Raw genomic sequence first — 12,831 nt, 5'->3', positions numbered from 1 at the left:
TGCAGCGTTAAGATAGCGGCAAATTTACAGGGAGCACGCCATGACTTTACTGATTTCATTTCTGTTTGCTATCACCATCCTTACCTTGACACCAGGCTTTGATACCGCACTGGTGCTGCGTACTGCGGCTGCACAGGGCTGGAAACGTGCGTCGGCTACCGCGTTCGGTGTCACGCTGGGATGTCTGGTATGGGGCGTGATGGTGGGTCTGGGTTTGGGTGCGTTGCTGTTGGCTTCAGAAATGGCTTATAACCTGTTGAAGTGGGTGGGGGCAGCGTATCTGCTGTGGCTGGGTGTGAAGTTGTTGTTGAATCCGCGTACTCAGGCGGATGACGGGCAGGTTACCACCACAAAAGAACAACGTTATTTCGCCTGTTTTAGTCGTGGGCTGTTGGGCAACATGCTGAATCCAAAAGTGGGGGTGTTTTACGTCACTTTCCTGCCGCAGTTTATCCCGGCCGGTGCGTCAGTACCGTTGTGGTGTACCCTGATGGCGCTGACCCATATGGCGATTGGTCTGGTGTGGAATGCGGTGCTGATCGGTGGCAGCCACTACTTTGCTGCGCACCTGCGTCGTCCTACCGTGTTGAAAGTGATGGATCGTCTGACTGGCTGCGTATTTATCGGTTTCGCCGCGAAGCTGGCGCTGTCGCGGCGTTAAAGATCAGGGCTTACGTGCGACCAGTACCGCGCGCAGCGGTGCTGGATAGCCTTCCACCGTTTTGCTGCTATCGAGTGGATCAAGGAATTCGGCCAGCGATTCGCTGGTCATCCAGTCGGTCCGGCGTTGTTCTTCCACCGAGGTGACCGCGTAATCAACGATACGCACATCGACGAAGCCACACTTCTCCAGCCAGCTTTTTAATGCGGCAGCGGAAGGAATAAAGTAGACGTTGCGCATCTGCGCATAACGTTCGCCAGGTACCAGTACCGCGTTCTCATCCCCTTCAATCACCAGCGTTTCCAGCACCAGCTCCCCTTCACTGACCAGCTGATTTTTCAGCTGCAGCAGATGGTCCAGCGGCGAACGGCGGTGATACAACACCCCCATCGAAAACACGGTATCGAACGCCTGTAGCGCAGGCAGTTGCTCAATACCCAGCGGCAGCAAATGCGCACGACGATCGTCACCCAACAGCTTGCGTACTGCTTCGAACTGACACAGGAACAACTGCATGGGATCGATACCGACCACCAGCTGTGCACCGGCACCGACCATGCGCCACATGTGGTAGCCACTGCCACAGCCGACATCAAGCACCGTGCGTCCGGCCAGCGGGGAAATGTGTGGCTGTACACGCTGCCACTTCCAGTCAGAACGCCATTCGGTATCGATTTCTGTGCCGTAGAGTGAGTACGGCCCTTTGCGCCACGGCATGAGATTACGTAACAGCTTTTCAATCCCGGCACGCTGACGTTCGGTTAGATCATCCTGTTGTGCACTGACGCTATGCAGTAAATCGAGCTGCTGCGGGACAAGTGCGGGAAGATGCTCAACCGATTTTTCCCAGTTACGGAAATGACCGTGCAGATTTTCCCGCTGCCAGGCCGCCACCTGGGCGGGTAACACTTCCAGCCAGCTGGCAAGCGGGCCAGTGGCGATTTGCTGATAGAATCGACCAAAATCAATCATTTCAGTGCCACCAGCGAACCAAAGTTAAAGCACTGGAACCACAGCTCGGCGTGGGAAAAACCCGCCTGTTTAAGCCGCGCTTTGTGTGCTTCGACGCTATCGGTCAACATAACGTTTTCCAGCATGCTGCGTTTCTGGCTAATTTCCAGTTCGCTATAGCCATTGGCGCGTTTGAAGTCGTGGTGCATGTTGAACAGCAGCTCGCCGACTTCAGCATCTTCAAAGCTGAATTTTTCCGACAGCACCAGCGCCCCGCCAGGATTCAGGCCCTGGGCAATTTTTTGCAACAGCAGCACTCGGGCATCGGGTTCCAGGAACTGCAACGTAAAGTTGAGCACCACCAGGGAGGCGTTTTCGATGTGGATATCACGAATATCCGCCTCCAGCACCTGCACCGGCGTATCGGCACGGAAAGCATCGATATGGCGGCGACAACGTTCAACCATCGCCGGCGAGTTATCAACAGCAATGATCTCACAACCCGGCACATGAATATTACGGCGGACTGAGAGCGTGGCAGCACCGAGCGAACAGCCCAGATCGTAGACTTTGCTGTTGGGCTGCACAAAGCGTTCTGCCAGCATACCAATCATCGAAATAATGTTGGAATAACCAGGCACCGAGCGCTGAATCATATCGGGAAAGACTTCAGCCACGCGCTCGTCAAAGGTCCAGTCACCCAGTTTATCGATGGGTGCGGAAAATAGCGTATCGCGGTCAGACATAATGAAATATCCGGAGAGAAAACGGAAAGGGCGCTATTCTGGCAGAAACTGCCGCAGGCTGCACCCGTTTCCCATGAGTGTAGCCCGAGGCGTCAGAACAGGCTGGATTGCTGAGGCCAGATGGGCAGTGCAGGCAGCCGAGGTTCCAGCTGTTGCAACTGGGGCCACAAGGCGGCAACCAGTGGAAAAACCTCACCCATATCGGGGGTGTGAATAAACAACATCGGATCGCTATCTACCAGCCAGCCGGGCAATTTTGCCAGCCACGGCTGAAACATGGGCACAGATTCATCAACACTATCACTGCCGATAAAACGCACCATCGGCTGGTTGCCGGTGCGCACCGCATGTGGCGGTACGCGAGGCTTTTTTTCCCGCGCATGGATGGCCACGGCGGTTTGTGATTGCGAGGCATGTACCGGGCGGCTATCCAGAATCACCCGATTCACGCCGCGTTGTTGCAAGCCGCGATTAAGCGCACGTTCGGCCTCGCCTTTGGCGAAGAACGCCGCATGGCGCACTTCCACACCATAACTGAAGCGATGCGGCAGGCTATCCAGAAAGTGCCACAAATCATTCAGTTGCGCCGGGGAAAAGGCGGCGGGGAGTTGTAGCCAGTATTGGCCGATACGGTTGGCTAACGGGTCCAGCAGACGCAAAAACTCCGCCAGCAAATCATCGCAGTTACGCAGCGCCGCCTGGTGGCTGATGGTGGACGGGAATTTAAAGCAGAAGCGGAAATCGTCATGGGTCATGTCGCGCCAGCGCAGCACCACTTCCTGTCTTGGTAATGCATAAAGCGTCGTATTGCCTTCGACACAATCGAACAGCTGCGCATAATCTGCCAGCGTTGCCAGACCAAATTGTTTCCAGTGTGCATGCTGCCACTGCGGTAAGCCAATACGTAGCGTCAAAACGAACCCCATACGGAAAAATCAGCGACAGGTTAACCTGTTTTAGTCACACTGGGATAACAACCTGTGACAAAAGCAGATGTTTTAAGCGCTTTGGCGCGGCTCTACTTATCCTGTCAGGCTTTTTCCATTATAATAGCCGCCTTTTTTGCGGCAGCATCTCAGAAGGTTACGCGGCCTGATGCTGCCTGGCTGCAGCGGCGAAGTTAAAAGGATACGTTATGCGTACAGAATATTGCGGACAGCTCAATCTGTCTCATGTGGGTCAGCAAGTCACTCTTTGCGGCTGGGTAAACCGCCGTCGCGATCTGGGTAGCCTGATTTTTATCGATATGCGCGACCGTGAAGGCATCGTCCAGGTGTTCTTCGATCCCGATCGTCAGGAGGCTTTCCAGCTGGCGTCTGAGCTGCGTAACGAATTCTGTATCCAGATCACTGGCACCGTGCGTGCGCGTGATGAGAAGAATAAAAACAGCGAAATGGCGACTGGCGAGATTGAAATCTTTGCCCATGACCTGAACATTATTAACCGTGCTGAGCCGCTGCCGCTGGATTCCAACCAGATCAACAGCGAAGAAGCACGTTTGAAATACCGCTACCTGGACCTGCGTCGTCCGGAGATGGCTCAGCGCCTGAAAACCCGCGCAAAAATCACCAGCTTTGTCCGACGTTTTATGGACAACGAAGGTTTCCTCGATATCGAAACCCCGATGCTGACCAAAGCCACACCGGAAGGTGCGCGTGACTATCTGGTGCCGAGCCGTGTGCATAAAGGCAAATTTTATGCACTGCCGCAGTCACCGCAGCTGTTCAAACAGCTGCTGATGATGTCCGGTTTTGACCGTTACTATCAGATCGTGAAGTGCTTCCGTGACGAAGACCTGCGTGCCGATCGTCAGCCTGAATTTACCCAGATCGACGTGGAAACCTCCTTTATGAGCGCCGAACAGGTGCGTGAAGTGATGGAGCGTCTGATCCGTGAACTGTGGATGGATATCCGAGGCGTGGACCTTGGCAGCTTCCCGCAAATGACCTTCGCCGAAGCGATGCGTCGTTACGGTTCTGACAAGCCAGACCTGCGTAACCCGATGGAGCTGGTGGATGTTGCGGATCTGCTGAAAAACGTCGAATTCCAGGTATTCTCTGGCCCGGCCAACGATGCCAAAGGCCGTGTCGCCGCGCTGCGCGTGCCGGGTGGCGCCACCCTGAGCCGTAAGCAGATTGATGAGTACGGCAAGTTTGTTGAAATCTACGGTGCCAAAGGGTTGGCGTGGATGAAGGTCAACGAGCTGGCAAAAGGTTTTGAAGGTGTACAAAGCCCGGTGGCGAAGTTCCTCAACGCTGAGATTGTGGCCGCGATTCTTGAGCGCACCGGCGCGCAGGATGGCGATGTGATCTTCTTTGGTGCCGATCGCGCCAAAGTGGTTTCCGATGCGCTGGGCGCACTGCGTCTGAAAGTGGGTCGTGACCTGCAAATCACCGATGACAAAGCCTGGGCACCGCTGTGGGTCATCGATTTCCCGATGTTCGAAGCGGATGACGAAGGTGGTCTGGCAGCGATGCACCATCCGTTTACCTCGCCGAAAGAGATGACGGCTGAGCAACTGGCGGAAAACCCGGAGCAGGCCATCGCCAATGCTTACGATATGGTGATCAACGGTTATGAAGTGGGTGGCGGTTCCGTGCGTATCCACAACGGCAAAATGCAGCAGGTGGTGTTCAGCATTCTCGGTATTGCGGAAGAAGAACAGCGTGAGAAGTTCGGCTTCCTGCTGGATGCACTGAAATTCGGCACCCCGCCACATGCGGGTCTGGCATTTGGTCTGGACCGCGTCACCATGCTGCTGACCGGCACCGATAACATCCGTGACGTGATTGCCTTCCCGAAAACCACCGCGGCGGCCTGTCTGATGACGGAAGCACCCAGCGAAGCCAACCCGGCTGCGCTGGCCGATCTCGGGATTCAGCTGGCTCCGAAGAAAGACAAGCTTGAGAATAAATAATGGGCTATAAGCATCCGGTTTCGGTTCTGGTGGTGATTTTTGCTCAGGACTCAGGCCGGGTGCTGATGCTGCAACGCCGCGATGACGAGAGCTTCTGGCAATCGGTCACTGGCAGCCTTGAAGCCGGGGAAAGCCCGCTTCAGGCTGCCCAGCGTGAGGTGCAGGAAGAACTGGCGATTGATGTGGTAACCGAACAGCTGCCGCTGGAAGATTGCCATAAGCAAATCGAGTTCGAGATCTTCCCGCACTACCGCCATCGCTACGCGCCGGGCACCACCCACAACCGCGAACACTGGTTCCGGCTGGCACTGCCCGCAGAGCGCGAGGTTATCCTGAGTGAGCACCTTGCCGCGCGCTGGCTGACGCCCACTGATGCAGCAGCCCTGACTAAGTCCTGGAGTAACCGCCAGGCAATTGAAGAATTTATCTGAATGCCAGCCGCCACGCGTTTTTCTGGCGGCACATTCATTAAAATTTAATGAATTGGGTGCGGTCAAACAGAACTGCACCGCAAATATTGAACAGTCAGGTTAGAAAGATACCCTGCATAAGATTTGAGATCGGAGAGAAATTTTTATGGCTGGACATAGTAAGTGGGCGAATACAAAGCACCGCAAGGCGGCACAGGATGCGAAACGCGGTAAGATCTTCACCAAAATCATTCGCGAGCTGGTGACTGCCGCAAAACTGGGTGGTGGCGATGCCGGTTCCAACCCGCGTCTGCGCGCTGCAATGGACAAAGCCCTGTCCAACAATATGACCCGTGACACCATGAACCGTGCGATTGCACGCGGCGTGGGTGGTGAAGATGATTCCAACATGGAAACCATCATTTATGAAGGTTACGGTCCGGGCGGTTCTGCGGTGATGGTTGAATGTCTGAGTGACAACCGCAACCGTACAGTCGGCGAAGTGCGTCATGCCTTCACCAAAACCGGTGGTAACCTCGGTACTGACGGTTCCGTTTCTTACCTGTTCAGCAAGAAAGGGGTGATCTCCTTCGAACCGGGCAAGGATGAAGATAGCGTGATGGAAGCTGCACTGGAAGCAGGTGCGGAAGATGTGGTGAGCTACGATGATGGTGCTATTGACGTGTTCACGGCCTGGGAAGAACTGGGTGCGGTGCGTGATGCACTGGAAGCCGCTGGCCTGAAAGCCGATAGCGCGGAAGTTTCCATGATCCCGTCGACCAAAGCTGAAATGGATGCGGAAACCGCACCGAAACTGCTGCGTCTGATCGATATGCTGGAAGATTGCGACGACGTGCAGGAAGTTTACCATAACGGCGAAATTTCCGATGAGGTGGCGGAAACGCTGTAATGGCGTTTTCTCAACCCCAGATTGCCGGAGACGCATCATGGCGATAATCCTTGGGATCGACCCTGGTTCGCGCGTCACCGGCTACGGTGTTATCCGCCAGACCGGCCGCCAGCTCAGTTATCTGGGCAGCGGCTGTATCCGCACTAACGTTACCGACCTGCCATCCCGTCTCAAGCTGATTTATGCTGGCGTCAGCGAAATCATCACTCAGTTCTCGCCTGATTTTTTTGCCATCGAACAGGTATTTATGGCGAAAAACGCCGATTCAGCACTCAAGCTGGGGCAGGCACGTGGGGCCGCCATTGTGGCAGCGGTCAATCTCGATCTGCCGGTATTTGAATACGCGGCACGCCAGGTCAAACAAACGGTGACCGGCATTGGTAGCGCGGAAAAAAGCCAGGTGCAGCATATGGTGCGCACCTTGCTGAAGTTACCGGCCAATCCACAGGCGGATGCGGCCGACGCCCTGGCCATCGCCATCACCCATTGCCACGTCAGTCAGAACGCGGCGCGGATGAGTGATAGCAAGCTGGTGCTGACGCGAGGGCGTTTGCGGTCGGGCTAGATGAAAACCTAAGGCTGGATATTCATCCAGCCTTTTTTATGGTATATAAACAGGCTTACTCATAGATTAAGGAAGTGCTCAGGTGATTGGTCGTTTACGAGGCAATATTCTGGAAAAACAGCCGCCGCTGGTGTTAATTGAGGCGCACGGCGTCGGTTATGAAGTGCATATGCCAATGACCTGCTTTTATGAGCTGCCTGAGCTAAACCAGGAAGCGATTATCTTCACCCAGTTTGTGGTGCGCGAAGATGCGCAGCTGCTGTTTGGTTTTAATAGCAAACAGGAGCGTGCGCTGTTCCGCGAGCTGATCAAAGTGAATGGCGTCGGGCCAAAGCTGGCGCTGGCAATTCTCTCCGGCATGTCGGCACAGCAGTTCGTGACGGCAGTGGAGAAAGAAGAGATTGCGGTGCTGGTGAAGTTGCCGGGTGTTGGCAAGAAAACTGCCGAGCGCCTGGTGGTGGAAATGAAGGACCGCTTCAAAGGGATGCACGGCGATCTGTTCGGTGGCGACAACGCCTTTACCCTGACCACGCCATCTGCCGTGCCAGATACCAACGATGCGGAAGCAGAAGCTGTTGCGGCCCTGGTAGCGCTGGGGTATAAACCGCAGGAAGCCAGCCGTATGGTAAGTAAGATTGGCCGACCCGATGCGGACTGCGAAACCCTGATCCGCGAAGCCCTGCGCGCAGCCATTTGAGGTAAAGCATGATTGAAGCTGATCGTCTGGTCTCCGCCAGCAGTGTTAACGAAGAAGAGAACCTCGACCGCGCCATTCGACCTAAGCTGCTGTCTGAATATGTTGGCCAGCCGCAGGTGCGAGAGCAGATGGAGATCTTTATCAAGGCGGCGCAGCTGCGTGGTGATGCGCTCGACCATCTGTTGATCTTCGGCCCGCCAGGCCTCGGTAAAACCACGCTGGCGAATATTGTCGCCAACGAGATGGGCGTCAATCTGCGGACCACCTCCGGACCGGTGCTGGAGAAGGCGGGCGACCTGGCGGCGATGCTGACCAACCTCGAACCCCATGATGTGTTATTCATCGATGAGATCCATCGCCTCTCCCCGGTAGTGGAAGAGGTGCTGTATCCGGCGATGGAAGATTATCAGCTGGATATCATGATCGGTGAAGGGCCAGCGGCGCGTTCCATCAAACTGGATCTCCCACCTTTTACCCTGATTGGTGCCACCACCCGCGCCGGTTCGCTGACTTCACCACTGCGCGATCGCTTCGGGATTGTGCAGCGGCTGGAATTTTATAATGTGGCGGATTTGCAACATATCGTTGGCCGCAGCGCCGCCTGTCTGGGCCTGGCGCTTAGCGAAGAGGGTGCACTGGAAATCGCACGTCGCTCACGAGGGACGCCACGTATTGCCAACCGCCTGTTGCGCCGTGTGCGGGACTTCGCTGAGGTGCGGGCCAATGGTGATATGAGCGGTGAGGTTTCTGCCAGCGCGCTGGATATGCTCAACGTGGATAGCCAGGGTTTTGACTACATGGACCGCAAGCTGTTGCTGGCGATTATTGATAAGTTCATGGGCGGCCCGGTTGGACTGGATAACCTGGCGGCAGCGATTGGCGAAGAGCGTGAAACGATCGAAGATGTGATTGAACCCTTCCTGATTCAGCAGGGCTTTATTCAGCGCACGCCGCGTGGCCGTATGGCAACGCAGCATGCGTATCGTCACTTCGGGATTACCCGCGAAGAACAGTAAACCGGCGTCAGGCCGCCGGTTTCTTCGCCATGCTGATGATAAACAGGATGGCGGCGCAGAGCACCACTGACGGGCCTGCCGGGGTATCGTAAAGCGCGGAAAAGCACAAACCGCCGGTGACGGCCAGAATGCCGATAATCACCGCAAAGCCTGCCATTTGCTCTGGCGAACGTGAGAAGCGGCGTGCGGTAGCGGCCGGGATGATCAGCAGCGAAGTGATAATCAACGCCCCGACAAATTTCATCGCCACACCAATCGTCAGCGCCGTCACCAGCATCAGCATCAGGCGCGTGCGTTGAATGTTGACGCCATCCACCTGCGCCAGTTCCGGGCTGATGGTCATAGACAGCAGCGAGCGCCATTGCCACGCCATCACCGCCAGCACAATCACCACGCCAGCGCCCATCATCCACAGGTCCTGTGGCGTAACCGCCAGCAAATCACCAAACAGATACGCCATTAAATCGACGCGCACACCGGACATCAGGCTGACTACCACCAGACCCAGCGATAACGCACTGTGCGCCATAATACCGAGCAGGGTATCGATCGCCAGATGCGGACGACGCTCCAACCACACCAGCCCCAGCGCCAGGCAAACCGTCACCAGAATCACTGCATAATAGGGATTGACGTTAAACAGCAGGCCGAAGGCCACACCGAGCAGTGAGGCGTGGGCGAGGGTATCACCAAAATAGGACATACGACGCCAGACGACAAACGCGCCCAGCGGACCGGCTGCCAGTGCCAGAAACACACCACCCAGCCAGCCGGGTAACAACAGTTCAATCATGACGGGCCATTTCCTTTACGCAGAACAATTCGTCCCTGTAAATCGTGACGATGATTATGATGATGGCGATAAATAGCCAGCTGCTGAGCACCGCGAGGACCGAACATGGCGATAAATTCCGGATGCTGCGAGACCGCCTCCGGCGTGCCGGAACAGCAGATATGGTGATTGAGGCACAGTACTTCGTCAGTTTTTGCCATCACCAGATGCAGGTCATGTGAAACCATCAGCACACCGCAGTTCAGCTCGCGTCGAAGCTGATCAATCAGGTCATACAATGCGACCTGTCCATTCACATCGACCCCCTGAGTGGGTTCATCCAGCACCAGCAGTTGCGGGTCGCTGAGTAGCGCCCGGGCCAGCAACACGCGTTGCGTTTCACCGCCGGATAATTTCTGTAAAGGTGCATGCAGCAGATGCCCGGCCTGCACACGTTTTAACGCCGGTAAGATGGCGTCCGCGCGGCTGCCACGCGACAGACGCATAAAGCGTTCGACAGTGATCGGCAGGGTAGGGTCAATATGCAATTTCTGCGGCACATAGCCGATACGTAAACTGGCGCTTCGTTTTACGCTGCCGGTGTCAGGCGTCAGCAAGCCCAGCACGACACGCACAAGGGTCGATTTCCCGGCACCATTCGGGCCAAGCAATGTCAAAATTCTTCCTGGCTCCAGTGACAGGCTGACACCCGCCAGGACTGGACGTTGGGAGAATTTCACGGAGATATTTTCGAGCGTAACAAGTGAAGGCATGATATTTACAGGTTGCACAGAATTTCGAATGTTATAATATCACATTCCATCACCTGGTCACGATGGAATGACGCATTATGTTACACAATAAAAAGCGCCTTGCTTTTACCCTTCCTGCGGTCGCGATTGCGGCCTCATTTGCTCTGCCAGCATCCGCTGCGGTCGTTGCCTCAATTAAACCGATTGGATTTATCGCCGCTGCGATTGCTGATGGCGTTACGCCGGTGGAAGTGCTGCTGCCGGATGGTGCGTCTGAGCATGATTATGCACTACGTCCTTCAGATGTAAAACGTATAAAAAACGCAGACTTAGTGGTTTGGGTTGGCCCGGAAATGGAAGCCTTTCTGACCAAGTCAGCCGCGGAACTTCCGGCGAACAAAAATCTGGAAATTGCCGAAATTGCCGGGGTAAAACCGCTGCTGATTACCGGTGCTGATGACGATGATGAGCATGATCATGCGCATGATCAGGCACATGGCGCAGCAGATTCCGCTGACCATGACGCCGTTGATGAACATCATCACGGTCAGTTTAATATGCATCTGTGGATGTCCCCAGAGATCGCAAGGCAATCTGCGGTTGCAATCCACGGAAAATTATTGGAACTTATGCCGCAAAGCAAGGCCAAACTAGACGCCAACCTGCAGCATTTCGAAGCAGAATTAGCGGATACGGACAAACACATTGGCGCGCAGCTTGCTCCGGTGCGGAATAAGGGTTACTTCGTTTTTCACGATGCTTATAGCTACTTTGAGAAACATTACGGTTTATCACCATTAGGGCATTTTACCGTTAATCCTGAGATCCAACCGGGTGCACAGCGTTTAAATCAAATACGAACACAGTTGGTTGAGCAGAAAGCCACATGCGTTTTTGCTGAACCACAATTCAGGCCGGCGGTCATCGATGCCGTGTCACGGGGGACGAATGTGCGTAAAGGTACGTTGGATCCATTGGGCATGGGAATCAGCTTAACCAAAGACAGCTACGTGAAATTCCTCTCACAGCTGTCGAGCCAGTATGCCAGCTGCCTGAATGGAGCATAGAGGAATAGGTAAAAGTGCAGCAGATAGCCCGCTCTGTCGCCCTCGCATTTAATAATTTGCCGCGTCCCCACCGCGTTATGCTGGGGTCATTAACTGTTATTACGTTGGCCGTCGCTGTCTGGCGGCCTTACGTTTATCATCCCACCGATGATTCTACTCCGATCGTCAAAAATGTCCCACTGGACAAATTCGAATTGCAGAATCTGCTGCCGGAAGACAGTGAGCCGGTCGATCAATCGACGCCAGAACCGGAAGAAGACATCCCGGCAGACGATATCGATAAAGACGTGCCGGACAATCCGAACGTGCACGATTATACGGTCTCTGCAGGCGATACGCTGAGTAGCGCCCTCAACCAGTATGGTATCGACCTCGGTGACATCAATGCACTGGTCAGCAGCGATAAAGATCTGCGAGGTCTGCGTGTGGGTCAGCAGCTGAGCTGGACCCTGAACGCCGACGGACAGTTGCAGAGCTTCAGTTGGGAGCTTGATCGCCGCGAAACCCGCACTTATCAGCGCCAGTATGACGGCAGCTTTAAAATGCAGCAGGAGCTGCAAAAAGGCGAATGGCAAAACAGCGTGATGAAAGGCGAAGTGCACGGTAGTTTTGCTGCCAGCGCCCGTAGCGCCGGATTGAGCAGCTCGGAAATCAGTAACGTGATTAAGGCGATGCAGTGGCAGATGGACTTCCGCAAGCTACGTGCTGGCGATCAGTTCAGCGTGCTGATGTCGCGCGAAATGCTCGACGGCAAGAGCGCCCAGAGTCAGCTGGTGGGCGTGCGCCTGCATACCGGCGGCAAAGATTACTATGCCTTCCGTGCCGAAGACGGCAAATTCTATGATCGTAACGGTTCCGGCCTGGCGCGTGGCTTTATGCGTTTCCCGACGGTGAAGCAATACCGTGTATCGTCCAACTTTAACCCACGTCGTCTGAACCCGGTCACCGGCCGCATCGCGCCGCATCGCGGTGTTGATTTTGCGCTGCCGATTGGTACGCCGGTATTAGCGGTGGGTGATGGCGAAGTAGTGATGGCGAAGAACGGCGGTGCAGCGGGTAATTACGTGGCGATCCGTCATGGCCGCCAGTACATGACGCGCTACATGCACCTGAGCAAAGTGCTGGTGAAGCCAGGGCAGAAGGTGAAGCGTGGCGATCGCATCGCACTTTCCGGCAATACCGGACGCTCCACCGGGCCGCATCTGCACTTTGAAATCTGGATTAACAATCAGGCCGTTAACCCACTCACGGCGAAACTGCCACGTATGGAAGGGCTGACGGGTAAAGATCGCAGCAGCTATCTGGCAGATGTGAAAACTTACCTGCCGCAACTGGCACTGCAGCAGTAACGCATTATCACGGGCAAA

14 protein-coding genes are annotated in these 12,831 nt (G+C 55.2%); 9 read left to right on the top strand and 5 right to left on the bottom strand.

Features of this window, described 5'->3' with window-relative positions; genetic code table 11:
* Positions 1-40: 40 nt before the first annotated feature.
* Positions 41-661, top strand: a complete 621-nt coding sequence (locus PW844_RS11205) for a LysE family translocator (protein ID WP_299451601.1) — start codon at positions 41-43, stop codon at positions 659-661.
* A gap of 3 nt (positions 662-664) precedes the next feature.
* Here the strand turns inward: PW844_RS11205 and cmoB are convergent, their stop codons facing one another.
* The 3 genes from cmoB to PW844_RS11190 form a co-directional block, all read right to left on the bottom strand.
* Positions 665-1,633 carry a tRNA 5-methoxyuridine(34)/uridine 5-oxyacetic acid(34) synthase CmoB gene (gene cmoB, locus PW844_RS11200; RefSeq protein WP_299451599.1) on the bottom strand — a complete coding sequence of 323 codons (969 nt, stop codon included), beginning with the start codon at positions 1,631-1,633 and terminating at the stop codon, positions 665-667.
* A complete protein-coding gene (gene cmoA / locus PW844_RS11195; protein WP_084875409.1) occupies positions 1,630-2,358 on the bottom strand; it encodes a carboxy-S-adenosyl-L-methionine synthase CmoA in 729 nt (242 codons plus the stop codon). The genes cmoB and cmoA overlap by 4 nt, the downstream gene beginning before the upstream one ends.
* Before the next feature lie 92 nt (positions 2,359-2,450).
* Complete coding sequence (locus tag PW844_RS11190) at positions 2,451-3,272, bottom strand: DUF72 domain-containing protein (RefSeq protein ID WP_299451596.1); 822 nt, start codon at positions 3,270-3,272, stop codon at positions 2,451-2,453.
* Positions 3,273-3,493: 221 nt separating this feature from the next.
* On the opposite strand from PW844_RS11190, the gene aspS reads away from it, so the two are divergent.
* From aspS to ruvB, 6 genes are all read left to right on the top strand, one after another.
* Positions 3,494-5,275: an aspartate--tRNA ligase gene (gene aspS, locus PW844_RS11185; protein ID WP_299451594.1), complete on the top strand. Its 1,782-nt coding sequence runs from the start codon at positions 3,494-3,496 to the stop codon at positions 5,273-5,275.
* Positions 5,275-5,706 carry a dihydroneopterin triphosphate diphosphatase gene (gene nudB, locus PW844_RS11180; RefSeq protein WP_299451592.1) on the top strand — a complete coding sequence of 144 codons (432 nt, stop codon included), beginning with the start codon at positions 5,275-5,277 and terminating at the stop codon, positions 5,704-5,706. Before aspS ends, nudB begins: the two co-directional genes overlap by 1 nt.
* Positions 5,707-5,851: 145 nt before the next feature.
* Entirely contained in the window at positions 5,852-6,595 is a 744-nt protein-coding gene (locus tag PW844_RS11175) for a YebC/PmpR family DNA-binding transcriptional regulator (RefSeq protein WP_299451590.1), read from the top strand.
* 37 nt (positions 6,596-6,632) lie between these two features.
* On the top strand, positions 6,633-7,160 hold the full coding sequence (gene ruvC, locus PW844_RS11170) for a crossover junction endodeoxyribonuclease RuvC (protein WP_084875399.1): 528 nt from the start codon (positions 6,633-6,635) through the stop codon (positions 7,158-7,160).
* Positions 7,161-7,242: 82 nt separating this feature from the next.
* Positions 7,243-7,857 (top strand): Holliday junction branch migration protein RuvA, encoded by a 615-nt coding sequence (gene ruvA / locus PW844_RS11165; protein WP_299451588.1) that lies wholly within the window; start codon positions 7,243-7,245, stop codon positions 7,855-7,857.
* An 8-nt stretch (positions 7,858-7,865) separates the two neighbouring features.
* A complete protein-coding gene (gene ruvB, locus PW844_RS11160) occupies positions 7,866-8,873 on the top strand; it encodes a Holliday junction branch migration DNA helicase RuvB (protein WP_084875393.1) in 1,008 nt (335 codons plus the stop codon).
* A 7-nt stretch (positions 8,874-8,880) separates the two neighbouring features.
* On the opposite strand, the gene znuB is transcribed toward ruvB, so the two are convergent.
* Complete coding sequence (znuB, locus tag PW844_RS11155; protein ID WP_299451586.1) at positions 8,881-9,666, bottom strand: zinc ABC transporter permease subunit ZnuB; 786 nt, start codon at positions 9,664-9,666, stop codon at positions 8,881-8,883.
* The gene (gene znuC, locus PW844_RS11150) at positions 9,663-10,418 is read right to left on the bottom strand and encodes a zinc ABC transporter ATP-binding protein ZnuC (protein WP_299451585.1); all 756 of its coding nucleotides are present in this window, start codon (positions 10,416-10,418) and stop codon (positions 9,663-9,665) included. The genes znuB and znuC overlap by 4 nt, the downstream gene beginning before the upstream one ends.
* A 77-nt stretch (positions 10,419-10,495) precedes the next feature.
* Between znuC and znuA the strand changes: the two genes are divergently transcribed.
* Together znuA and mepM are read left to right on the top strand one after the other, a co-directional pair.
* A complete protein-coding gene (znuA, locus tag PW844_RS11145; protein WP_299451583.1) occupies positions 10,496-11,464 on the top strand; it encodes a zinc ABC transporter substrate-binding protein ZnuA in 969 nt (322 codons plus the stop codon).
* Between the two features lie 14 nt (positions 11,465-11,478).
* Entirely contained in the window at positions 11,479-12,813 is a 1,335-nt protein-coding gene (mepM, locus tag PW844_RS11140; protein ID WP_299451582.1) for a murein DD-endopeptidase MepM, read from the top strand.
* Positions 12,814-12,831 lie beyond the last annotated feature (18 nt).

This window comes from Pantoea sp., from assembly GCF_028283705.1.
In the GTDB taxonomy this organism is placed as follows: domain Bacteria; phylum Pseudomonadota; class Gammaproteobacteria; order Enterobacterales; family Enterobacteriaceae; genus Pantoea.
This window is presented reverse-complemented; position numbering and strand designations above follow the sequence as displayed.